Consider the following 22,301-nt stretch of genomic DNA (forward strand, 5'->3'; position numbering starts at 1 on the left):
GAACCGCCGTGAACGAAAACCTGGATTGCAAGCGGCGTAGCGGAGTATAAGGGGAGGACAACACTACGCGAAGGAGAATCCTGCATGTTTCTTTTCAAGCCAGAACCCAAGCTGGTGGCAGCGGAGGACGCCCTTCCCGGGCGATCCGAGCCCGTCTTGGACAACCCGCAGCCCCATGCGGTCCTGGGGACTCCTATCACCGGTCCGTGGAAGGAAGGGCAGAAGTCCCTCATCATTGCCATCGGCTGTTTCTGGGGCGCGGAGAAGATGTTCTGGGAAACCGAGGGTGTGGAGTCGACGTCCGTGGGCTATGCGGGTGGCACCACTCCTAACCCGACGTACTACGAGGTCTGCCGCGGGCTGACCAACCACGCGGAGGCCGTGCAGATTACCTACGACCCACAGCGTGTGAGCCTGCGCGACCTAGTGGTCAAGGCTCTGGAGGCGCACGATCCGACCCAGGGCTTCCGACAGGGCAATGACGTCGGTACGCAGTACCGCTCGGCGTTCTATCCAGAGGCCGGCGAGGAGCGCCAAGAGATCCAGCAGCTCGTGGATTCCTACGCGGGCAAGCTTGCCGACGCCGGCTTCGGCGCCACCACCACCGAGGTCACCCTCCTCGGTGAGACGGACTCGGGGGAGTATTACCTGGCCGAGGATGAGCACCAGCAGTACCTACACAAGGTGCCCAACGGTTACTGCCCGCATCACAGCACCGGCGTCAAGTGTGGCTAGCGCAGTGAGCGCACTGGCGCGCAGCTAGAGCTGCTTGCGCACGTGCGTGCGGAAGTCGGAAGGTTTGTTGAGCTGGTCGCGCTCCACAAAGTCCCGCATGCGCTCAGCGAGCTCCGGAGTGAGCTGGGTGCGCGTTTGGGATCCGAGGACGGAATCCCAGTACCAAAAGGTTTCCTCAAAGTAGTTGTGGCCGTGGCCGCCCGGCACGTTGAGCGAGTTGATCTGGTCCAGTGCTACCTGCCAGAAGGTGATGAACGGGTGCCAGCGCAGGTTCTTAAAGGTATCTGCGTACAAGGTCTGCGGGGTCGGTTCGTGGATCCAGTTGGGGCGGGCATAGATGAGCTTGCTGTCCCACCACACGATGGCATCGGAGGCGTGCTGCCCCACCGCCACGCGCGGGCGCTCCCAGGGGCCATAGGGTTCGCCGAAGGCATCGTGTTCCATGTGGGCGGGAACGCTGGCGAAGCGGAGGTGCCGGCCGCCGTCGATAAGCGGCAGGCGTTCCAGGGAACCGCGTTCGCGGTGCAGGCGCCGCATGAAGCTGGTCATCCGAGGCGGCCCAGTGAACACCGCACCATCGCAGGCGGCTAGCAGTTCTTCGAGCGTCTCGTAGTTTTCCACGATGGCATAGCAGCCCAAGGACTCGCCGCTTAAGTACAGCTTCGGGCGGTTGTCCTCGGGCAAGAGTGCGAGGCGGGCATGAACGGCGGCGATGAGCTCGCGCGCAAAGGTACGGGAGAGGTTCTTGTCCACCAGGTAGGAAAACATGGAGGGAAGGTAGTCAAATTGCAGGGCTACGGTGGCGCAATTTCCGCGCGTGAGGAATTCATAGCCGCTGACCGAATAATTGTTGATCCAGCCTGAGCCGGAGGGCATCTGCAGCACGATGGTGTCGCGGTGGAATGCGCCCGTGCGATCCATCTCCGCCACCGCGTGGCGGGCGGCGGCGTGCGGACCACGGCCGCGGATGAGCCCGATGTAAATACGGATCGGCTCGTGGGCGCGTTCGAAGTGCATGACCTCTTTGATGTCCTGGGCGCGTGGGCCGCGGTCGAGGAAGGCCCTGCCCTGGGAGCCGACGGCCGTCCACGGCTCGTGGGACCAGGGGCTTCCCGAGCGTTCCGGCTCCCACGGCATCGCGGAGCCTGGGTACACCAATTTATTGAGGGCCAGACCTTGGATGGAGGCCCTGCGGAGCAGCCGGCGCCACACCATGCGGTCGCTGACTACGGCCGCAGCGAAGCCGACCGCGCCGCCGGCTAGCGGCCACGCTATCCACCTGGGCAGCCAGCGCTGCACCTGGCGGGAAAGCTGGGTGACGGCGATCTGCGCTGCTTCCCCGACGATGAGCAGGGCGCCGTAGCCCGCGGTGCCCACCACCATGCCCAGTGCTGCGGATTGGGGGCCGCGGTCATTGAGCTTGCTTACGAGGCGGGCTTGTTCTGATTGGTTGCGCAGGGAGCGTATGCCCGCGATGAATGTTCCGAGCCCAAGCAGGTAGTAGGAGTAGCGCCGGGTGGTGGGGCCCACGTGGTCCTGGGGGCGTCGCCCAGCGAGGCGGAGCCCGCGCTTCGCTGCGAAGGCCGCGGTGGTAGCGGCGAGGTGTCCCGCACCTTGGCCGATGGCCACGTTGGCGGCGGTGACCCACCACGGGCGTGGCAATAGCGACGGGGAGACGGCTGCCCAGGTTGCTACCTCCGCGCCGAAGATCCCGGGCCACATATTTTGCGGCAGGCGCCGCCGGCCGGTCATGCGCATGCCGGGTGTGAGATCGCTGATGAGCTCCAGGGAAAAGATTGCAGCCTGAAGGCCCTTCTGGGCGGTTGTCAGTGCGACGCGGCGTGCGAGTTGACGCATGGTGGCCATTGAACCAGCTTTAGCGCGGGCGCGCAGGGAAGCCTCAAACCGTGCACAATCGGACATGAAAATGTGAGATCGGACTACTGGTCCTGTGAATTCGGGCGCATAACGAGCAAAATTCGGACATTGGGGGCACAATAGGAGGCATGGGAAATCATGTTGGAAACAAAGTAGTACTCATCGGTGCTGGCGACGTTGGAGTTGCTTACGCCTACGCTCTGGTCAACCAGGGCACTGTTGACCACCTGGCCATCATCGACATCGACGAAAAGAAGCTCGAAGGCAACGTCATGGACCTCAACCACGGCGTTGTCTGGGCCCCGTCCCGCACCCGCGTGACCAAGGGCACCTACGAAGACTGCAAGGACGCCTCCATGGTCGTCATCTGCGCCGGTGCTGCGCAGAAGCCTGGTGAGACCCGCCTGCAGCTCGTGGACAAGAACGTCAACATCATGAACTCCATCGTGGCGGACGTCATGAAGAATGACTTCGACGGCATCTTCCTGGTCGCCTCCAACCCGGTGGACCTGCTGACCTATGCAGTGTGGAAGGCCTCCGGCTTCCCGCACCAGCGCGTCATCGGCTCCGGCACCGTTCTGGACTCGGCCCGCTACCGCTACATGCTCTCTGAGATGGATGACGTGGCGCCGACCTCCGTCCACGCCTACATCATTGGTGAGCACGGTGACTCCGAGCTGCCGGTCGTCTCCTCCGCCAACATCGCAGGTGTCTCCCTGTCCCACCGTTCTGAGAAGGACCCGGGCTACAACGAGCGCATCGAGAAGATCTTCGAGGACACCCGCGACGCTGCCTACCACATCATCGACGCTAAGGGCTCCACCTCCTACGGCATCGGCATGGCCCTGGCCCGCATCACCCGCGCGGTCATCCAGAACCAGGCCGTCGCCCTCCCGGTCTCTGCTTACCTGCAGGGCGAGTACGGCCACGAGGATGTCTTCATTGGCACCCCGGCCATCGTTGACCGCTCCGGCGTCAACCGCGTTATCGAGCTGGCCCTCGATGACCACGAGAAGGAGCGCTTTGAGAACTCCTTCAACACGCTCAACACCATCAAGGAAGAAATCTTCGGCTAGTGAAGATCGTCGCCCACAGGGGATACTCCGGGAAATATCCGGAGCTATCCCCTCTTGCCTTTGAAAAAGCGCTCGCGCTTCCCATTCACGGTATCGAGTGCGATATCCGCCTGAGCAGTGATGGCAAGGTGGTGGTTCACCACGATCCCACCCTGGACCGCACCACGAACGGCTCAGGGCGAGTGTCTCGCCTGACCTGGGAGGAACTGCGCCGCCTGAAGATTGATGGCGGCCAGCGCATGCTGCTTCTCGACGAGCTCCTGGAGATGCTCGGGGATAAGAAGCACCACCTCTACATTGAGACCAAGCACCCCTCGGGGCAGGGCGACATCCTCGAAGAACAAATGGTGCTGCGGTTGCGCTATGCAGGGCTTCTCGACGACCCCCGGATCCACATGATTTCCTTTTCTCACCGGGCTATTCGTCGAATGGCGGCGCTCGCCCCGCACGTCGACCGCATCTACCTGCGCCGCGATTGGGAGCGCCATTTCAACCGCCCCGATATCCTGTTATCGCAGCCCACTGGCCTGGGCATGTCGCTGTTGCGCGGCAAGCTGCAACCTGGTGCCATTGGCGCGCATGGTCTGCCCACGTACATGTGGACCATCGATAAACCTGAAGATATGAAGTGGGCGTGGGCCAATGGGGTGGATATTCTCGCCACGAACCAACCGGAAGTGGCCCTGCATGCCATTGAGCTGTAATGAACAGGTAAGTTGTTCAGTATGGCCAAGAAGAAAAAGAAGAACGAACAGCTGCCGGAGGGCATGTCCCGCCGCCAAGCTAAGCTCGCTGCCCGCGCCGCCGAGCGCGCTGCCCTGGAAAAGGACCCTCGCCCCTTTGGTGGGCTGGCCGCTGAGGCTAGCCTCGTCGCCCTGCAGGAATTTGTTCCTTCCGCAACGGCGAAGCTGTCCGTCAAGGGCTTTGACAAGGACGTTTACGTCGCTACCGTGCTGCCCGGTGCTACCGCGGCGCTCATCCGTGATGAGGAATCCGGTGGTGAGGCCTTCGTGGGACTGCAGGTGCAGTCTCACACGCACAACCCGGGCCGCGACCTGGCTTTCGCCCTGAACTGGGTGAAACACAACACGCCGGGCTCCACCCTCGAGTCCACCGCTGCTGATGGCTCCCAGCCGGAGCTCAAGGAGCTGCTGGAAGAGGACGCCGAGCTGGAGATCAACGTCTACCAGGACTTCGCGTGGTGGATGCCGGAGGGCGCACAGGTTCCGCCGCAGATGGCGCAGGCTCTGCAGCGCGCCAACGATTCCGTCATCGAGTCCTACCAGGTGGGCCAGGAGGCCGAAGGTTTTGCCGGCACCGCCTTCTGGGCTAACGCCGGTGGTGGCAAGGCTCACATCCGCTGGGTCCGTCCGTGTGATGACGAGAGTGCTTTCCTCAATGCGCTGGCGCGCGTGGCCGCTCGCGGTGAGCTCAACTTGGGTGAGGGCACCAAGTTCGCCGGTGTCTTCCGCACCCACGGGCTGATCGCCCCGGTCTTTGACCTCGACCCTGAGGTCGCGCACGACTCCTACGAGGCCGAGCTGTCTCGCGTGAACAAGGCGCTGGAGGAGGAGATCTCCAACGACGCCAACCTCGACGCCGATGAGCGCAAGCAGCTGCAGAACATCAAGTCCCGTCAGGTGACGCTGCGCTAGTACCGCGGTGCCTCCGCCCCGAGGTGTAGGTACCGATCGATCATTTAAGGCTCCAAAACCTTGGCGGTTTTGGAGCCTTATTTGATCGAAACGACCGGCCGAATCTTAGCGCAGGGAGTCCCAGAGGGCTTGGGCTTCAGCGTCATCCCAGAGGACAACATTGCCCACGACCGTGTCCTGGAAGCCGCCGATCGGCACAGTCTTTGTCTCCACGCCTGAGGCCATGGACAGCGCCACGCGGGCAAGGTGCCACACGTGGTCCTTCTCGTTGACGATGAAGGAATCCGCGGTGTGGTTGACCAGGGAGACGGCCTTGAAGGGGTTGCCGATGGTGGAGAAGGACGTTGCCTTATCCAGCAGCGCGGCGAAGAACTCGCGCTGGCGCTCGACGCGGTCCAAGTCACCCATCGCGGTAGCGCGGGTGCGCACGTATCCGAGGGCATCCGGGCCGCGGAGCTTCTGGCATCCCGCCTGAAGGTCGATGCCGGCGAGCGGATCGTTGATGGGCTCCTTGACGCAAATCTCCACGCCACCGACGGAATCCACGACGTTGGCTAAGCCACCCATGCCGATCTCCGCATAGTGATCGATGTGGAGGCCGGTGGCTTGTTCCACGGTGTGGGTCAGCAGCTGGGGCCCACCGTAGGTGAAGGCAGCATTGACCTTGTCCATGCCGAAGCCGGGCACGTCGACGTAGCTATCGCGTGGAATGGAGACCAGCTGGGCCTTTCCGGAGCTGGGGATGTGAAGAAGCATGATGGTATCGGTGCGGCCGACGCCTACATCGCCACCGGTACCTAGCTCCGCTTGTTGTTCCTCGGTGAGGCCCTGGCGCGAGTCCGAGCCCACCAACAGCCAGTTCGTCCCGGAGGTCGGCGCCACTTGCTCGGTGGGCAGGGCATCGATCCGGGTCAGGCGCGAATCCGTCCACAAGGTGAAGGCCACCATGAAGACGAGGGCGATGACGATGAGCCAGCCCAGGCAACCGAAGACCTGCTTGGCCGGGTTGACCTTCTTGCGGCGGCTATGCGGGCGCCGAGCAGGACGCCCGCGGGACGCAGTCTGTGGGGAGTAGCTGCGCGGCGGTGCGTCGGGGTTTCGCCGGTATGCGCCGACAGCAGGTTCCCGGGCGGGCATGTTCTGCTGGGGCGCCGGGCGCGGTGATGCCTCCTGAGCCATATAAGCTTCGACGTCGAAGCGAGTTTCCTCCGGACGCGAGCGCTGCGCGCCGGGGCGCTGCGCACTGGGGCGCTGAGCGCGAGAAGAAGAGTGCGTGGGATTAGCTCGCTGCCCGGAGGGGCGGCGACGCACCGGGCGTCCATAACGATCCCGCAGGGGCTGCCCGTCAGCGCCAAGGACGAACTCACCGGCATCCTGCCCGGCAGCATGCGCACCGCGCGGGCCATCCGGGCCGTGGGGGTGGGCCGGGCCAGTGGCACCCGCGCGGCGGGAATCGCCGTGGGGATCGCCAGCGCGGCGGGAATCGCGCTCTGGATCGTGTCCTTGGTAGGTCATGGGGAACACTGTACCGCGAAATCACTTCCGCCCCACCTTTCACACAGGGCGCGGTCGTGGTCTTTTCGGTGCCACGAGCCCTCGGCCCGCGCTTAAGCACCGAAGAGCAATGTGTAGCCCACGAAAGCGATGGCGTCGATCAGAAAATGCGCGATGACCAGAGGCCACACCTTCCCCGTGCGGTGGAAGTACCAGCCATAGAGCACGCCCATGATGATATTGCCGAAGCCTGCGGAAACACCCTGGTAGAGATGATAAGAGCCGCGCAGGATGGAGGAAGCAGCCAGCGTTGCGGGCAGGGTCCACCCAGACTGCTTGAGCCTGGTCATGAACCAGTACACCACCACCAGCTCCTCCGCCCACGCGTTGGCGAAGGACTTGATGAGCAGCACCGGGATCTCAATCCAACTGTCAAAAGCCCCCGGCACCACCTCCTTGGTCCAACCGAAGTGCAGCGCCACGTAATACAGCACCAACCCCGGCAGACCAATGACTGCCGCCAACGCCGCGCCGTGCACACCATCGCGCCACTGCGGGCGGGGCGGGAAGGAGATCAGATAGAGCGCAAGCGCTCCCCACGCGAAGAGCACCGCGGCGCTGCAGAGCTGGAAAGCAAGGTCGAGCAGCGTGGTCGCCGACTGCGAGGCGTTGATGGTGACCGATTGCTCGTTGAGCGGGGCCGGGTTGAGCAGGGAGTCAGTCAACCGCAGCGCGGCGCGCACGCCCGAGATGCCAAACGTGATGGTGAGGACAATGAGGATTTCCGCGCGCAGGCGTGAGCGCGCGGTCATGGGTGAAGCACCTGGGCGAGGCCGAGGAGGGAGGCGTCGTCAAGCGTGATTGAACCCAACTGCACGCCCACGGGCGGGTGATCGCGCACCGGCCACGGCACGGAGATAGCGGGCAGCTGCGCCACGTTGAACAACGAACCCCACGGTGACCACCGCGTTTGCTCATCAAAGTTGGCCTGGTGCTCTAGCGCTAGGAAGTGCCCACGACGGGGCGGATCGAAGGCCAGCAAGGGGCTCAAGATGGCATCGACTTCCCATTCTTGTGCCAGCAGCTCCGGCAGCTGCGCGGCGTGCGCGCGGGCTGAGGCGAATTCGGAATCCGTGACGCGCCGGCCCTTCGCACGGATCCACTCCGCGTAACCCTCCGCGAAGTCAAGGCCGGCCAGCCGGCGGCTAAAGATGTGTTGAAAGGCCTCAAAGGTAGTCGCGGCCTGGGGGTAAGGGGAAATGGCCACGGTTTCAAATCCCGCGCCTTCAAAGGTGGCGGTGGCCTCTGCGACCGCGCGCAGCATGTGCGGGGCCACCTCGGTGTTAGCGAAGAGGGGATCCGTCAGCACTCCGATGCGGGCGCGCCGGGCGCGCGGACGAAGGCCGTGCAGCGTTGCGGTATCGGCGATGCTGCGCGTGATGAACCCCTGCACCGAGAGGTCCTCACCGCCGGGCTTGAACCCGACGACGCCACAGGCGGCAGCCGGCACGCGGATGGAGCCTCCGCCGTCGGAGGCATGCGCAGCGCGCAGCAGACCCCGCGCCACCTGGACCGCCGCTCCACCGGAGGAACCGCCCGGGGTATGGCCCGGGTAGAGCGGGTTATCCGGGTGGGGCAGGCCTACGGGTTCGGTGTCCACGCGCAGGCCCAGTTCGGGCGCGGCGGACTTGCCGACGATGAGCGCGCCGGCGTCGATCAGCTCCTGCACGAAAGGATCGGTCTCCTCCGCCACGTAAGCGCGCTCGGCATGACCGAGCGTGGTGGGCATGCCGGCGACGTCATTGAGATCCTTGACCGAGAGAATCCAGCCGCTCAAGCGCCCGTGCGTGTGCGGCCGGCGCTCGAGATCGAGGTACGTGAAGCCGTGCTCCGCGGGGCCCAGACCAGATAGATCCTCGCGCAGCTTGTCCAGAGTGAACTCGGTGCTGTCCATGGCGGCTCAGTTTAGTAGTTACGTGAGATAAAGTTGCTGTCATGAGCACCACCATCGCATTCCTCGGGCCCGCCGGAACCTTCACGGAAGCGGCGATGCAGCACTTCGCCGCAGACTTTGCTTCCCCCGAGGGGCTGCCGGTGAACTCGCCGGCCGAGGCGCTGGCGGCGGTGCGCTCTGGTGCGGCGGACTATGCCTGCGTGGCTATCGAAAACTCCGTGGACGGTCCGGTGACTGCCACCTTTGACGCGCTTGCCGACGGCTCCCGGGTCCAGATCTACCGCGAAGTAGACCTGCCGGTGTCCTTCTCCATTCTGGTGCGCCCCGGCACTTCCGCGGAGACTCTTCGCACCTTCTCCACGCATCCTGTGGCCTACCAGCAGGTGCGCGGTTGGTTGGAGCAGAACCTGCCGGGCGTGGACTATGTTCCGGCGGCGTCGAATGGCGCGGCGGCGCAGGCCGTGGCGCGAGGGGAGGTGGATGCCGCGGCTGCCCCGGCACGGGCAGCGGAGGTCTTCGGGCTGGAGTCTCTTGCGGAGAACGTGGCGGATGTCGCGGGGGCCACGACGCGATTCGTCCTCGTGGGGCCGGCCGGAAAGCCCACCGCGCGGACCGGCAAGGACAGGACGTCCGTCATCTTCACCCTTCCCAATGAGCCCGGCTCCCTGGTTGGGGCCCTGCAGGAATTCGCGCACCGCGGGGTGGACCTCTCCCGCATCGAATCGCGTCCGCTGCGCACCGTCTTCGGTAACTACCGTTTCCATGCCGACCTCATCGGACACATCGAGGACCAGCCGGTCGCGGAGGCGCTGCGGGCGCTGTGGTTGCGCGCGGAGGATGTCGTTTTCGTGGGTTCCTGGCCTTCCGTGGTGGCGCTAGGGGAGGCCCCACGGGATTTGGCGCGGTTGAAAGAGGCCGATGAATGGGTAGCGCAGGCGCGCACCGGCCAATAGTGTGGTGAAGCATGACCGGAAGAATCATCCTGCTGCGCCACGGCCAGACCTTTTCCAATATTGACCGCATCATGGACACCCGCCCGCCGGGCGCCGAGCTCACCGAGCGCGGCCGCGGCCAGGCGGAAGATGTTGGCCGCGAGTTGGCTGAGCTGTGCGCGGGGCGCCGCGTGCGCTTTGTGTGCTCTATTGCCCTGCGCGCCCAGCAGACCGCGATGCTGGCCGCCCGCACATACGGCGAGGCCGCCGATGAGCGCAACGTCTCGGTGGAGGTGCGTGTAGGCCTGCACGAGGTCTTTGCCGGTGAGCATGAAATGAGTGGCAGCGAGGATACCCACCGCGAATACATGGTGGCGCTGCGCGGCTGGCTCGACGGCGATGAAGCTGCCCGGATGCCTGGCGGTGAGAGCTACGTGGATGTGCTCGAGCGCTACCAACCGGTGTTGGAGGATCTTGCTGCGGAGCTGGAGGATGATGAGGATATAGTCGTCGTCAGCCACGGTGCTGCCATCCGCGTGGTGACCACGCATGCCTGCGGCGTGGACCCCGACTTTGCCTATACCGGCTACATGCCGAACTGCCGTTTTACCCTCATGGAGCCGCAGGGTCAGCCTTTTGGCCAGTGGACGCTGGAGCGCTGGGCGGATACCGAGGTCTAGTTTCGCGCGGCCACGGTAGGCACCCGGCGGGGCGCCTACCCCCAGCCGAGCTCGTGGAGGCGGTCCTCCTCGAAACCGAAATAGTGCCCGACCTCGTGGAAGACGGTCACCATGACCTCGTGGGCGAGCTCCTCCTCGGAGTTGCTGATGGCCTGCAAAGGTTGTCGGTAAATGGAGATGGTATCCGGCAAGTAGCCGGTGTGCGAGGCGGTGCGGTGCGTGAGCATCACGCCTTCGTAGAGGCCCAGCAGGTTAGGGTTTTCTGGGTTTTCTTCCTCCACCAAGATGACCAGGTTGCGCATCTGGTCGACGAATCGATCGGGGATCTTATCCAGGGCCTCACCGACTAGCTCTTCGAAGCGTTCCTCGCTGACCTCGTACATGTGCTTACTCCCTGTGGAATAGTCGGGGTTTATTGGGCCGGCGCCGGTGCAGTAGTGGCGGCGGGAACGGCACTGTCGCCAGCCGGCTGGGAGTTCTCGCCGCCCGGCTGGGCGTTCTGATCACGCAGCGGGTTGCGCTTCGGCTGCTCGGTGGGCGGGGCGCCGTTGATGTTCAGGGAATCTCGTCCCTCCGCAGCGGAGCCGGTAATGGTGGAAAACAGACCTTCGTTGACATGGATGAGGGAGCAGTTCACCGAACGGGAGCCGGCCTCCCAGGACTCGCGGTTCATCGCGCCCCAGAAAGGCTGCAGTGTGGATTGGTAGAGGTTTTCCTCGCCGCCCAGGTAGTCCATGGCGTCCTGAGTACACGTTTCGGAGAGGAACTTATCCATGTCCTCGTCGTTGGGGTAGCCATCGGGGAATTTCTCGGCCAGGTTAATGACGGATACGGTCTCCATCTGGTGCGGCTCGCTACACGGCACGGTGCTGAGCACCTGGTTCTCATCCACCTTGCGGCATTCGCCGGGCTTGGCGACGACCGCCTGGTCCACCTCACTGACCTTGCCGGTGGATTCCTGGGGGACGCCGTTGGCGTCGGTGGTCTGCAGGCCGCACAGCAAGGTGCGGTCGCCCTGTTCCCAGGAGGCGGCCGGCGGCAGGATGGAGGCGATGTCGTAGCGGCCGTTGGGATCCCACTTGCCGTTGAGGTAGCTCACCGTGGGGGCTTCGCAAAGCTCGTCGCGCAGGGCGTTTTGCCGTGTGATGTCGGGGCGCTTGGCATTGGGGCCGAACTCGCTGGTGGGGTAGGCGCTGAGGTCCTCGCGGGAGGAGACCTCGAAGCGGTGCGGCTTATCGCAGCTGGTCTGCTCGAAGCCGGTGGCAGTGCCGTCTGGGGCGATGTCCCACGTCACGCACGAACCAGCGGAGGCGGTAGTAAAGGATGCGATCTCTCCTTCGGAGGGATCGGCGGCCTGACTGCCGTCGGCGCTGGGGGCAGCGGAGCCTTGTGCGGCCGAATCGGTACCGGTTGGCTCGCCGCTAAAGAGGCCGTAGGACGCCATGAAGGCGGCCGCGGCCACGGCTGCAACGAGGACGACGCGGATGGCGGAGGCGGAGCGCCACGCAGATGAAGTGCTCATAGAACTCTTCATACTACTCCCTTAGCGTCCCTGGCTTCTAGCCCGCCCGGCGCCGTGCGGGAGCACGGCGCCGCTAGATACGTGCGCGGGAGACGTGCGTTGTGAGCCGGTAGCGGTCTGTGCGGTAGACCGAGGAGCACCATTCAACCGGTCGGTCCCCCGAGCGGGCGAGGCGGGTGATGTGCAGCAGTGGGGTGCCCGGTGAGACGTCGAGAAGCTCGGCGATGTCCTCGTCTGCCGCGACGGCCGTGACCGTCTGCTCGGCCTCGGTGATGGGGACCTCGAAGGTGCTATCCAAAATCGCGTAGACGGAATTGTAGATGTCATTCTCCAGCAGCGACGGCGCAAAGGTGGAGTTGTACCAGCCATCGTCGATGGAATAGGGCTCGCCATCGCCTAAGCGCAGGCGCCGCAGGTGGGTATGGGCCACGGTGGTTTCCGTGCCGAAAAACTCGCAGACCTCACTGGGGGCGGTGCTGCGCTCGCCCAGCAGGATCCGCGAGGAAGCTTGTACCTTTTGGTAGCCCATCTCATCGGAAAAGGACGCCAGATGGAGCCGGGAGACCAGTGGATTCGGAGCCACGAAGGTACCTTTACCGCGCACGCGGCGCAGGCGGCCCTCCGCCACCAAGTCACCAATGGCGCGGCGCACGGTGATGCGGGAGACGCCGTAAGTTTCCTCGAGAATGCGCTCGCCCGGGAGGATGTCACCAGGTTTGAGGGTGGTGCGGCAGAGCTCGGAGAGAATATCCCGCAGCTGAGCGTGCTTGGGCACGGGGCCGTCGGTAATAATGTGAGCTGCCATGTTATCCATGATAGCCAGCTGGTTATGACCAGCGCAAAGGTGTGGCCGTGCGCTAGACTATCCGGCGTGATTGATCTCAAATTTCTTCGCGAAAATCCCGATGTCGTCCGCGCCTCTCAGGTAAACCGTGGGGAGGACCCCGCCCTGGTGGACCAGCTGCTCGCCGCCGATGAGCAGCGCCGCGCGGCAATTGTGAAGGCTGACCAGCTGCGCTCGGAGCAGAAGGCCTTTGGCAAGAAGATTGGCCAGGCCTCCCCGGAAGAGCGCCCCGCGCTGCTGGAGGGCTCCAATGAGCTGAAGGAAAAGGTCAAGGCGGCCGGCGAGGAAGCGGCCGCGGCCGAAGCCAAGGTGGAGGAGCTGCAGTACCAGCTCTCCAACGTGGTGGAGGGTGCCCCGGCTGGTGGCGAGGATGATTTCGTCGTGCTCGAGGAGGTCGGTGAGAAACCGCAGTTCGACTTCGAGCCGAAGGATCACCTGGAGTTGGGTGAGACGCTGGGGCTTATCGACGTCAAGCGGGGCGCCAAGGTCGGCGGCGCACGTTTCTACTACCTCACCGGCGACGGCGCCTTCCTGCAGCTGGGCATGCTTATGCTGGCTGCGCAGAAGGCCCGTGAGGCCGGCTTTAGCCTCATGATCCCGCCGGTGCTCGTGCGCCCGGACGTGATGCAGGGCACCGGTTTCTTGGGTCAGCATGCGGATGAGGTCTACTACCTGCCGGCGGATGATCTCTACCTGGTCGGTACTTCGGAGGTGGCTCTGGCTGGCTACCACAAGGAAGAGATCATCGACCTGTCCAAGGGCCCGCTGCAGTATGCGGGCTGGTCCTCCTGCTTCCGCCGCGAGGCGGGTTCGCACGGCAAGGACACCCGCGGCATTCTGCGCGTGCACCAGTTCGACAAGCTGGAGATGTTTGTCTACTGCAAGCCGGAAGACGCCGAGGAGATGCACCAGAAGCTGCTGAACATGGAAAAGGACATGCTCGCGGCGATGGAGCTGCCCTACCGCACCATCGACATCGCGGGCGGAGACCTCGGTTCTTCTGCAGCCCGCAAGTTCGATAACGAGGCGTGGGTGCCTACCCAGGGCACGTACCGCGAGCTCACTTCGACCTCGAACTGCACCACCTTCCAGGCGCGCCGCCTCTCCACGCGCTACCGCGACGAGAACGGCAAGACCCAGTACGCCGCCACGCTCAACGGCACCCTGGCTACCACCCGCTGGCTCGTGGCCATCCTGGAGAACCACCAGCAGGCAGATGGGTCCGTCGTGGTTCCGGAGGCATTGCGCCCATTCGTGGGTAAGGACGTTCTTTACCCCGTAAACTCCTAGAAGAATGACAGGAGGCGCCGCAGGCGCCCCCTTCGATCCCCGGTTGTGCCCTCTTAAGGCCCTAAATCCTCCCTGGAGCATCATGAGCGTTGTGACTAATTTCCTCTACCGGCAGATTACGCACATTGGCCGCGGGGTGACTTTGGCCCAGGGGCTGAAGATGCGCCTGTCCGGCGAGGAGAATATCCCGGATAAGGGCGGGGCCGTCATCGTGTGCAATCACACCGGCTACATGGATTTCCTCTTCGGGGCCTTCTTGGCTTATCGCAAGCGGCGTTTGGTGCGCTACTTGGCTAAAGCCTCCATCTTCCAGACGCCGGTGGCCGGTCAGCTTTTTCAGGTGATGGGGCATGTTCCGGTGGATCGCATCGATGGCGGGGCGTCGATTGTCAAAGGCATCGAGCTGGCCAAGAATGGCGAGCTCGTGGGTGTGTTTGCGGAGGGCACGATTTCCCGCAGCTTCGAGATTCGCAGCATGCGCAACGGTGCGGCGCGTATCGCCCACGGCGCGGGTGTTCCGATCATCCCGCAGGTCATCTTCGGCTCCCAGCGCATTTGGACGAAGGGCCAGAAGAAGCACCTAGGCCGCACCAAGACCCCAGTGCTGATCACGGCTCTTGAGCCCTACTACACCACGGGCGATTTCGATGCGGATATCGCGGAGGTGCGCCGCCGGATGCAGGAGGCTCTGGAGGGGCTGTGGGCTCAGTACGAGGAGGAATTCGGCCCGATGCCGGCTGGCGAATACTGGGTACCGGCCCGTAAGGGTGGGGGCGCGCCGACGCTGGAGGAGGCCGAGGCCCAGGACTCCGAGGTGGAGACTGAGCGCTACCGTGTGCGCCGGCTGCGCGATGATCTGACCAATCTCAAGGAGCACGTGTCCGAGGCCACCGTGGAGCTCATGCGCGACCGGATGGCGTTGATGAAGCCGGGTAGTAATGAGGAAACCGGTACCGCAGAAGCCGGAGCCGAGGCCGCCGAGAAGGACCGCCCGCGTACCGCGCCGGAAACCCTTGAGTGGATCAAGGAAAACCTCAACTCGGTGGTCGAAGAGGCTATGCGCGGCGTAGAGGAGGGCCGCGAAAAGGTCACGGGGGTGATGGCGCAACTGAAGTCTGATGTCATGGAGGCTCAAGCTTCCATGACTGCGAGCAGCAAGGAAATCTTCGCTGGTTCCGTCGTGGAACAGGGGTTGCTCTCCGCGGCGACGCAATCTCGGCTCATCGTCTCGCGCCTGCCGCACCGCGTGAAGGCGCAGTATTCCGAAGCGCCGCGCGTGATCGTGGCGGATCAGAGCGCGCTGAGCATGGAAAACGGGGAAATCTCGACGCGGCTCCAAGAAGCGCTAACGCAGCTCCACCCGCAGGTTGAGGAGTTCGTCGTGCTCTCGCCACAGGGCGAGGTACTGGACGCTGCCGCCTTCGGGGACCTCCCCCAATCGTGTTGGCGCATCGCCTGCTCGGACGGTGCCGAAGGGGTGCAGTTCAACGATGCCCCCGGGGGAGTGGTGGCGACGGCCTCTTCCCCCGCGGAGGGGCTGGCGGCCGTGGTGAAGAAGATTGGGGCCGAGCCGAAGGATCTCTTGTTCTTTGCCAATGAGCCGGGGGATGAAACCTTTGCGGAGGGCGGGGATGGCGTCGCCGTGCGCATGGTGGCGCTTGAGACTGCACCCATTGAGGTGATTAAGGCTGCGCAGGCGGTGACGTATTCCACCGAGCGCTACGGAATGGCCGAGGTGCTGGAGGCGATGGCGCGCTTGCAGCAAGAGAAGAAATAAGTCTTGACACCCTGGACTTAAGAAGCGTTCGCAACGCCCGTTAACACCCCCGGAAGGGGGTGTTATTTTATTTTGTCATCCTATGAAACGGCTTAGAAACTCCAGCTTACGGCGGCGGAACTTACGTGTGAGTAGCGTCTCCAGAGAGAATTTGGCGTGATCTATAGCATTGGCCGTGGGAGAAAACTTCTTCTTCATTCGCCTTTCGAGCAGGTGGCCGAGGTGTCGGTGCACAGGACGCGCGTGGTGGATGAGCGCAACATGCTGCGCACACCGTCAACTGGACAGGACTTTCTGACGCCGTGCAGCGAGAGAGGAGACTCGGTCAACAATGACCACGACGAGTATTAACAGCTTCAACCCTGAGTATTTTGAAAAGACGTGGAACGACTACTCCACCGAGGACTATGACGTCGTCATCATCGGCGGAGGTTCCGTAGGCGCCGGTGCTGCACTGGATGCGGCCACTCGTGGCCTGAAGACGGCTGTGCTGGAATCCCAAGACTTTGCGGCGGGCACGTCTTCGCGTTCCTCCAAGATGTTCCACGGTGGCCTGCGCTACCTGGCAATGTTCGACTTCCGCCTCGTTGCGGAGTCCCTCAAGGAGCGCGAGCTCAACATGTCGACCCTAGCGCCGCACCTGGTCAAGCCGCTGAAGTTCATCTTCCCGCTGACCCACCGCGGCTGGGAGCGCGTCATGATGTTCGGTGGCTTTACCCTCTATGACCTGATGGGCGGAGCCAAGAGCGTCCCGATGCAGAAGCACCTCACCCGCAAGGGCGTGCTGAAGGTGACCCCGGGCCTCAAGGAGGACGCCGTCGTCGGTGGCGTGCGCTACTATGACACGCTTGTCGACGACGCCCGCCACACCATGACCGTCCTGCGCACTGCCGCCGAGTATGGCGCTAGCGTGCGCACCGGCACTGAGGTGATTGGCTTTGAGAAGGACGGCCGCGGCCGCATCACTGCCGCGAAGGTCCGGGACCTGGAAACAGGCCGCGAGACCACCGTGAAGGGCAAGGCCTTCATTAACGCGACCGGTGTGTGGAACGACAAGATTCAGGAGATGGCGGGCGCTGAAGGCAAGTTCACCGTCCACGCTTCCAAGGGCGTTCACATCGTGGTCCCGAAGGATGCCCTCGACGCCGACGCCGCGCTGTGCTTCGTCACCGAAAAGTCCGTGCTCTTCGTCATCCCGTGGGGTGAGTACTGGATCATCGGCACCACCGACACCGATTGGGAGAAGGGCCTGTCCCTGCCGGATCCGGCGCCGACCAAGGCGGATATCGACTACATCCTGGATGAGGTCAACCAGCGCGTGCGCGACAAGATCACCCGCGATGACATCGTCGGCGTGTACTCCGGTCTGCGCCCGTTGCTGTCCGGCAAGTCCGATTCCACCACTAACCTGTCGCGCAACCACGCCGTTGCCCGCGTCGCACCGGGCATGGTGTCCGTCGCCGGTGGTAAGTACACGACCTACCGCGTCATCGGCAAGGACGCGGTGGATCTGGCCGCGAAGGAGCTGGGGACCAAGGTGGCTGAGTCCGTGACCGAGCGCACCCCGATTCTGGGTGCGGACGGCTACCACGCACTGGCTAACCAGGTTCCGGCACTGGCCCGCCGCTACAACCTCGACGAGGACCGCATCGAGCACCTGCTCGGCCGCTACGGCTCGCTGATCGGTGAGGTCCTCGCCCCGGCTGCTGACGACGCCACGCTGCTCGAGTCGGTTCTGGGTGCCGAGAGCTACATCTGGGCAGAGGTGCGCTACGCCGTGACCCACGAGGGTGCCCTGCACATCGACGACATCGTCTCCCGCCGCCTGCGCGTGGCCATCGAGTTCGCCGACCGCGGCGTCGCTGCCGCACAGCCGATCGCTGAGTTCGTCGCCCCGCTGCTGGGCTGGGATCAGACCGATATCGAGCGGGAAGTCTCCCACTTCACCAAGCACACTGAGGCAGAGCTCGCCGCTGAGGCAGCGCTGACCGACCGTGAAGCAAACGACATCCTCGAGCGCGCAGGAAGCGCACGAGCCACCAAGGAAGAAGCCTAAAAGTCACGGGGCCTAGCGAGCGGTGGATATCCCTCGCTGGGCCCTTGGCCTAGGCAGATAAGAAAGGACATCTTATGACCGGAATGGATGCATTCCTGTGGGAGTTCATCGGCACTGCACTGCTGCTCCTGCTCGGCAACGGCGTGTGCGCCGTTGTGAACCTCCGAACTTCTGGCGCGCGCGGTTCGGACTGGATCGTCATCGCTATGGGCTGGGGCCTCGCGGTTTTCATCGGCGCTAGTGTCGCCGACCCCTCCGGCGGTCACCTCAACCCGGCGGTCACCATCATGCTGGCGGTGAACGGTTCCCTTGAATGGGGCCTCGTTCCCTACTACCTGCTGGGGCAAATTCTCGGCGCCATGCTTGGTGCATTCCTTGCCTGGGCTACGTTTAAGCAGCTTTTCGACGCCAACAACCTCGATGAAGCCGGCAACGTCACCGGCGCCAACAAGAACACTGGGGGGATTTTCTTTACCGCCCCGGCGCACCCGAACAACGGCTGGAACGCAGCCACCGAGTTCATCGCTACCTGCGTACTGCTCATGTTCATCGCCTTTGGCCCGGCCGGCGGCGAGTTGGGTCCGCTGAAGTACTTCGCCGTTGCCTTCGTCGTCGTGTCTGTGGGCCTGTCCCTCGGCACCGCTACCGGCTACGCGATCAACCCGGTCCGTGACCTCGGACCCCGCATCATGTACGCCTTCGTCCTCCCCATCAAGGACAAGGGCAGCGCCAACTGGGGTTATGCCTGGGTTCCGGTGGTTGCACCGACCTTGGCGGCCGTCGCTGTCGGCCTGCTGTCCATGGCTCTCTAAAAATCAGACCTTCACTACTCAGAAACGGAGAACACAATGTCTACCAAGCGCTACGTTGCAGCGATTGACCAAGGAACTACGTCCACCCGCTGCATCATTTTCAACCACGACGGCGAGCAGGTGTCCGTCGGCCAGCTCGAGCACGAGCAGATTTTCCCGGAGAAGGGCTGGGTCGAGCATGACCCGGAGGAAATCTGGAGCAACACCCGCCGCGCTGTGGGTGAAGCTTTGGCCAACGGCGACATCAATGTCGAAGATATCGCAGCACTTGGCATTACCAATCAGCGTGAGACCACCGTCGTGTGGGACAAGAACACGGGTAAGCCGGTATACAACGCCATCGTGTGGCAGGACACCCGCACCACCGAGATTTGTAAGGAACTCGCTGGTGATGAAGGTGCGGACAAGTGGCGTCGCCGCACCGGCCTCATCATCAACTCCTACCCAGCCGGCCCGAAGGTGAAGTGGATCCTCGATAACGTCGAGGGCGCCCGCGAGCGCGCGGAGAAGGGCGAGCTGCTCTTCGGCACCATCGATACCTGGCTCCTGTGGAACCTCACCGGTGGCGCCGACGGCGACAACGGCCAGGAAGCCCTGCACGCCACCGATGTCACCAACGCTTCCCGTACCCTCCTCATGGACATCGAGAAGCTCGAGTGGGATGAGGAACTGTGCAAGGAGATGGGGATTCCCACCTCCATGCTGCCGGAGATCCGCCCGTCCCTGGGCGACTTCCGCACCGTCCGCGAGCGCGGCTCGCTGTCCGGTGTGCCGATTCGCGCCATCCTGGGCGACCAGCAGGCCGCCATGTTTGGCCAGGGCTGCTTCCGCCCGGGTTCTGCTAAGAACACCTACGGGACCGGTCTGTTCCTCCTGCTCAACACCGGTACCACCCCGAAGTTCTCCGAGAACGGTCTGTTGACTACCGTGTGCTTCCAGCGCGAGGGCGAGCGCCCGGTGTACGCGCTCGAGGGTTCCGTCTCCATGGGTGGTTCCCTGGTGCAGTGGCTGCGCGATAACCTGCAGCTCATCCCGAACTCCGCGTCCATTGAGAACCTGGCTCGCGAGGTCAAGGACAACGGCGGCGTCTACATCGTGCCGGCTTTCTCGGGACTTTTCGCTCCGTACTGGCGCCCGGATGCCCGCGGTGTCATCGTTGGTCTGACCCGCTACGCCAACCGCAAGCACCTGGCCCGCGCCGTGCTCGAGTCCACCGCGTACCAGACTCGCGACGTCGCCGATGCCATGGTGGCGGACTCCGGCGTGGAGATCACCGAGCTGCGCGTCGACGGCGGCATGACCATGAACGAGCTGCTCATGCAGTTCCAGGCGGACATGCTTGGCGTGGAGGTCCACCGCCCGAAGAACGTGGAGACCACCGCTACCGGTGCGGCCTTCGCTGCGGGTCTCGATTCCGGTTTCTGGGATGACCTCAGCGTACTGGGCTCCCAGCAGGGCGACTTCAAGGTCTGGAAGCCGCAGCGCGAGAAGGACGAAGTCGAGGCTCTCTACCGCGACTGGAAGCGCGCCATCAAGCGTTCCCTGAACTGGGAAGACGTGGACGATGACGACGTTATCGCTTAAGGGCTAAGTAGCAGTCTTTGCAGGCAAGCGCGGCTGTCACGAGCATTCTCGTGGCGGCCGCCTTCGTCGTTGTGCGAGTGGCGGGCTGCGGCACGGTGGTGGGGAGCCAACGCTGCAGTGGACGTTGTTGTGGCCACCAGCGTTGCGGGTGCGCTCTTGTGTGCATCGCTCTGACGTAGACTCAGGGCTATGGCCAGTGACGTATTTTCGGACCGCGCTCCGCGCCTCATCATCAGTGACATCGATGGTACCTTGTTGGACCGGAACCACCGAGTTCCCAGGCGAAACCGCGAGGCAGTGGCCCGAGCAGTTGCCGCGGGCAGCGAGTTTGCGCTGGCGACCGGCCGGCCCTTCCGCTGGATCATGCCCGTACTGGAGCAGCTGACCGTGCGCCCGGTGTGCGTGACATCAAATGGCGCGGTGATTTATGACTCGGCAGAAGACCGCGTGCTCTCCGCCCACGAGCTCTCGCCTGAAGCCCTCGCGGAAATCGTGGAGGTGGCCACGAAGGTACTCGAGCCCCATGGCGGTGTTGGCTTCGGCGCGGAGCGCACGGGAGGCTCGGTCTTGGATCCGGTGGAGGAACTCTTCGTGGTGGAATCGCACTATTCGGAGAACGCGCTTTTTGAAGGCTTCGGCCTCGTGAGCGTCGGCGAATTGGTGTCCCGACCGGCGGTGAAGCTGCTGATCCGCAACACCGCGTTCTCCGCACCGGAACTCTACGAGCTTATTGCTCCGCACATCGATTCCGAGCTGGCCCACGTGACCTACTCAATGTCCGAGGGGATCCTCGAGGTGGCGGCCCCCAACGTGACGAAGCGGCGCGGAATTAAGTGGCTGGCCGAGCATCACGGTATCGCCCGCGAAGACATCATCGCCTTTGGCGATATGCCCAACGATATCGAGATGCTCGAGTGGGCAGGTTGCGGGGTTGCCATGGAGAACGCTCACCCAGAGGTCATGGAGGCGGCAGATGCGGTGACGGTAGCGCATCACCAGGCAGGTGTGGCAAAGGTGCTTGAGCGATGGTTCTAGTGCTGCTGTACCCCGCCGCGCTGTAGCCGTGAAGCCCAGCGCTACCTGCCCTTTTTCTAGCAGATTCTGAGAGTTTTCTGCCTCCGGTTGCGGGGTGTGTGGTGGTGTTTTAGTCTCGTGGGCATGGGGGATTTGGAGACTTATTTCTCCTATCGCAGTTCGGGGTTGGATCTTGTGGGGCTTGCGGTAGGCAGTGTGGATGATTTACGCGCGCGTGGTGCTTCTGTGGCTGATGCTGCGGAGTTGACTGGGCTGCATGCGGTGTATTTCGGGCCGACGCGTTTTAGCGGCAAGCAGCGCCAGGCGCGTGCGGCCGCGGTTTCTCAAAGGCATGATCTGGCGACGTTGAGCTTGATTGAGTCGTATACCGGCAGGGTGAAAAAGGAGTTGGATGCGTGGAATCTGCGCGTTCGGCTTGCGGCGACTCCGGCACACCGTATCCCGAAAGTGGCGAAGGAACGGTTGAAGCAGTTGCGGCCGCGGCGAGTGCCTGAACCGGGGGTGCGCTTGACGTATCGGAAGGTGGGTCCGCATTCGCTGACGATTACTGATTCAGCCTTGCGCATTAGTGAGATGCGCGGAACCTTGGAGTCGATTAATTCGGCTGATTTATTGGATGCGGCAGGGCAGGGGTTTTTCAACCAAGCGCATGGGGGTTCTAAGCCTGCGGTGGCGACCAATGTGGTGGTCACCTTGGATGAGTTGGACCAGATTGTGCGCGGTGAGGGCGATGATATTGAGCTTGTGCTGACTAATGGTGGGCGGATGACAGGGCGGGAGTTTGTCACCTATAAGTTTGCCGAGGTTGGGTATGTGACGTTGGTGCATCCGACGATTGGGCCGGTGTGGTTGCATCGGGTGCGGCGTTTAGCTGGGTTTGAGCAGCGGTTAATGGCCAGTGCGGAGCATCCGACGTGCGCGCGTGAAGGGTGTAATAAGCCGGCTGATTATTGTCAGGTGCATCATTTGGTGCCGTG

21 protein-coding genes are annotated in these 22,301 nt (G+C 63.5%); 14 read left to right on the plus strand and 7 right to left on the minus strand.

Annotated features, from left to right (window positions below):
• Window positions 1-84 precede the first annotated feature (84 nt).
• Window positions 85-735, plus strand: a complete 651-nt coding sequence (gene msrA, locus HMPREF2807_RS04910) for a peptide-methionine (S)-S-oxide reductase MsrA (protein ID WP_046647627.1) — start codon at window positions 85-87, stop codon at window positions 733-735.
• Between the two features lie 24 nt (window positions 736-759).
• Here msrA and HMPREF2807_RS04915 read toward each other — a convergent pair whose 3' ends face one another.
• A complete protein-coding gene (locus HMPREF2807_RS04915) occupies window positions 760-2,601 on the minus strand; it encodes an alpha/beta-hydrolase family protein (RefSeq protein ID WP_046647626.1) in 1,842 nt (613 codons plus the stop codon).
• A gap of 140 nt (window positions 2,602-2,741) precedes the next feature.
• Here HMPREF2807_RS04915 and HMPREF2807_RS04920 point away from each other — a divergent pair, with 140 nt between their 5' ends.
• From HMPREF2807_RS04920 to HMPREF2807_RS04930, 3 genes are read left to right on the plus strand one after another with little or no spacing between them, the layout of a single operon-like run.
• The gene (locus HMPREF2807_RS04920; RefSeq protein WP_046647625.1) at window positions 2,742-3,689 is read left to right on the plus strand and encodes an L-lactate dehydrogenase; all 948 of its coding nucleotides are present in this window, start codon (window positions 2,742-2,744) and stop codon (window positions 3,687-3,689) included.
• A complete protein-coding gene (locus HMPREF2807_RS04925; RefSeq protein WP_070510875.1) occupies window positions 3,689-4,393 on the plus strand; it encodes a glycerophosphodiester phosphodiesterase family protein in 705 nt (234 codons plus the stop codon). The genes HMPREF2807_RS04920 and HMPREF2807_RS04925 overlap by 1 nt, the downstream gene beginning before the upstream one ends.
• A gap of 21 nt (window positions 4,394-4,414) precedes the next feature.
• A complete protein-coding gene (locus HMPREF2807_RS04930) occupies window positions 4,415-5,344 on the plus strand; it encodes a DUF5926 family protein (protein WP_070510877.1) in 930 nt (309 codons plus the stop codon).
• A gap of 105 nt (window positions 5,345-5,449) precedes the next feature.
• Here HMPREF2807_RS04930 and HMPREF2807_RS04935 read toward each other — a convergent pair whose 3' ends face one another.
• The 3 genes from HMPREF2807_RS04935 to HMPREF2807_RS04945 all read right to left on the minus strand — a co-directional run bounded on the left by HMPREF2807_RS04935 (window position 5,450) and on the right by HMPREF2807_RS04945 (window position 8,792).
• A complete protein-coding gene (locus tag HMPREF2807_RS04935) occupies window positions 5,450-6,859 on the minus strand; it encodes an LCP family protein (protein WP_083306684.1) in 1,410 nt (469 codons plus the stop codon).
• A 92-nt stretch (window positions 6,860-6,951) separates the two neighbouring features.
• The gene (locus HMPREF2807_RS04940) at window positions 6,952-7,650 is read right to left on the minus strand and encodes a CPBP family intramembrane glutamic endopeptidase (protein ID WP_070510879.1); all 699 of its coding nucleotides are present in this window, start codon (window positions 7,648-7,650) and stop codon (window positions 6,952-6,954) included.
• Window positions 7,647-8,792: an amidase gene (locus HMPREF2807_RS04945; RefSeq protein WP_070510881.1), complete on the minus strand. Its 1,146-nt coding sequence runs from the start codon at window positions 8,790-8,792 to the stop codon at window positions 7,647-7,649. Before HMPREF2807_RS04945 ends, HMPREF2807_RS04940 begins: the two co-directional genes overlap by 4 nt.
• 41 nt (window positions 8,793-8,833) lie before the next feature.
• Between HMPREF2807_RS04945 and pheA the strand changes: the two genes are divergently transcribed.
• Both pheA and HMPREF2807_RS04955 read left to right on the plus strand, forming a co-directional pair.
• The gene (gene pheA / locus HMPREF2807_RS04950; RefSeq protein ID WP_049156889.1) at window positions 8,834-9,745 is read left to right on the plus strand and encodes a prephenate dehydratase; all 912 of its coding nucleotides are present in this window, start codon (window positions 8,834-8,836) and stop codon (window positions 9,743-9,745) included.
• An 11-nt stretch (window positions 9,746-9,756) separates the two neighbouring features.
• The gene (locus HMPREF2807_RS04955) at window positions 9,757-10,404 is read left to right on the plus strand and encodes a histidine phosphatase family protein (protein WP_070510884.1); all 648 of its coding nucleotides are present in this window, start codon (window positions 9,757-9,759) and stop codon (window positions 10,402-10,404) included.
• Between the two features lie 35 nt (window positions 10,405-10,439).
• Here the strand turns inward: HMPREF2807_RS04955 and HMPREF2807_RS04960 are convergent, their stop codons facing one another.
• The 3 genes from HMPREF2807_RS04960 to HMPREF2807_RS04970 all read right to left on the minus strand — a co-directional run bounded on the left by HMPREF2807_RS04960 (window position 10,440) and on the right by HMPREF2807_RS04970 (window position 12,731).
• Window positions 10,440-10,787, minus strand: coding sequence for a metallopeptidase family protein (locus HMPREF2807_RS04960; protein WP_049156893.1), 348 nt, complete (start codon window positions 10,785-10,787; stop codon window positions 10,440-10,442).
• A gap of 29 nt (window positions 10,788-10,816) precedes the next feature.
• Window positions 10,817-11,926 (minus strand): septum formation family protein, encoded by a 1,110-nt coding sequence (locus tag HMPREF2807_RS04965; RefSeq protein ID WP_070510886.1) that lies wholly within the window; start codon window positions 11,924-11,926, stop codon window positions 10,817-10,819.
• Window positions 11,927-11,999: 73 nt separating this feature from the next.
• Window positions 12,000-12,731, minus strand: coding sequence for a GntR family transcriptional regulator (locus HMPREF2807_RS04970; protein ID WP_102233426.1), 732 nt, complete (start codon window positions 12,729-12,731; stop codon window positions 12,000-12,002).
• Between the two features lie 66 nt (window positions 12,732-12,797).
• Here HMPREF2807_RS04970 and serS point away from each other — a divergent pair, with 66 nt between their 5' ends.
• The 8 genes from serS to HMPREF2807_RS14025 form a co-directional block, all read left to right on the plus strand.
• A complete protein-coding gene (serS, locus tag HMPREF2807_RS04975; RefSeq protein ID WP_070510890.1) occupies window positions 12,798-14,060 on the plus strand; it encodes a serine--tRNA ligase in 1,263 nt (420 codons plus the stop codon).
• An 82-nt stretch (window positions 14,061-14,142) separates the two neighbouring features.
• Window positions 14,143-15,837, plus strand: a complete 1,695-nt coding sequence (locus tag HMPREF2807_RS04980; RefSeq protein ID WP_070510892.1) for a lysophospholipid acyltransferase family protein — start codon at window positions 14,143-14,145, stop codon at window positions 15,835-15,837.
• 156 nt (window positions 15,838-15,993) lie between these two features.
• Window positions 15,994-16,188, plus strand: coding sequence for a hypothetical protein (locus HMPREF2807_RS13885; RefSeq protein WP_141745867.1), 195 nt, complete (start codon window positions 15,994-15,996; stop codon window positions 16,186-16,188).
• A complete protein-coding gene (locus tag HMPREF2807_RS04985) occupies window positions 16,169-17,893 on the plus strand; it encodes a glycerol-3-phosphate dehydrogenase/oxidase (protein ID WP_070510894.1) in 1,725 nt (574 codons plus the stop codon). Before HMPREF2807_RS13885 ends, HMPREF2807_RS04985 begins: the two co-directional genes overlap by 20 nt.
• A 74-nt stretch (window positions 17,894-17,967) precedes the next feature.
• Window positions 17,968-18,705 carry an MIP/aquaporin family protein gene (locus HMPREF2807_RS04990; RefSeq protein WP_070510896.1) on the plus strand — a complete coding sequence of 246 codons (738 nt, stop codon included), beginning with the start codon at window positions 17,968-17,970 and terminating at the stop codon, window positions 18,703-18,705.
• A 36-nt stretch (window positions 18,706-18,741) separates the two neighbouring features.
• On the plus strand, window positions 18,742-20,289 hold the full coding sequence (gene glpK, locus HMPREF2807_RS04995) for a glycerol kinase GlpK (protein WP_070510899.1): 1,548 nt from the start codon (window positions 18,742-18,744) through the stop codon (window positions 20,287-20,289).
• 189 nt (window positions 20,290-20,478) lie between these two features.
• Complete coding sequence (locus HMPREF2807_RS05000; protein WP_070510901.1) at window positions 20,479-21,324, plus strand: Cof-type HAD-IIB family hydrolase; 846 nt, start codon at window positions 20,479-20,481, stop codon at window positions 21,322-21,324.
• Window positions 21,325-21,447: 123 nt separating this feature from the next.
• Window positions 21,448-22,301, plus strand: an 854-nt coding sequence (locus tag HMPREF2807_RS14025) for an HNH endonuclease (protein WP_232751626.1), incomplete at its 3' end; no start/stop codon positions are given.

Source organism: Corynebacterium sp. HMSC074A09, assembly GCF_001811545.1.
Lineage (GTDB): Bacteria > Actinomycetota > Actinomycetes > Mycobacteriales > Mycobacteriaceae > Corynebacterium > Corynebacterium hiratae.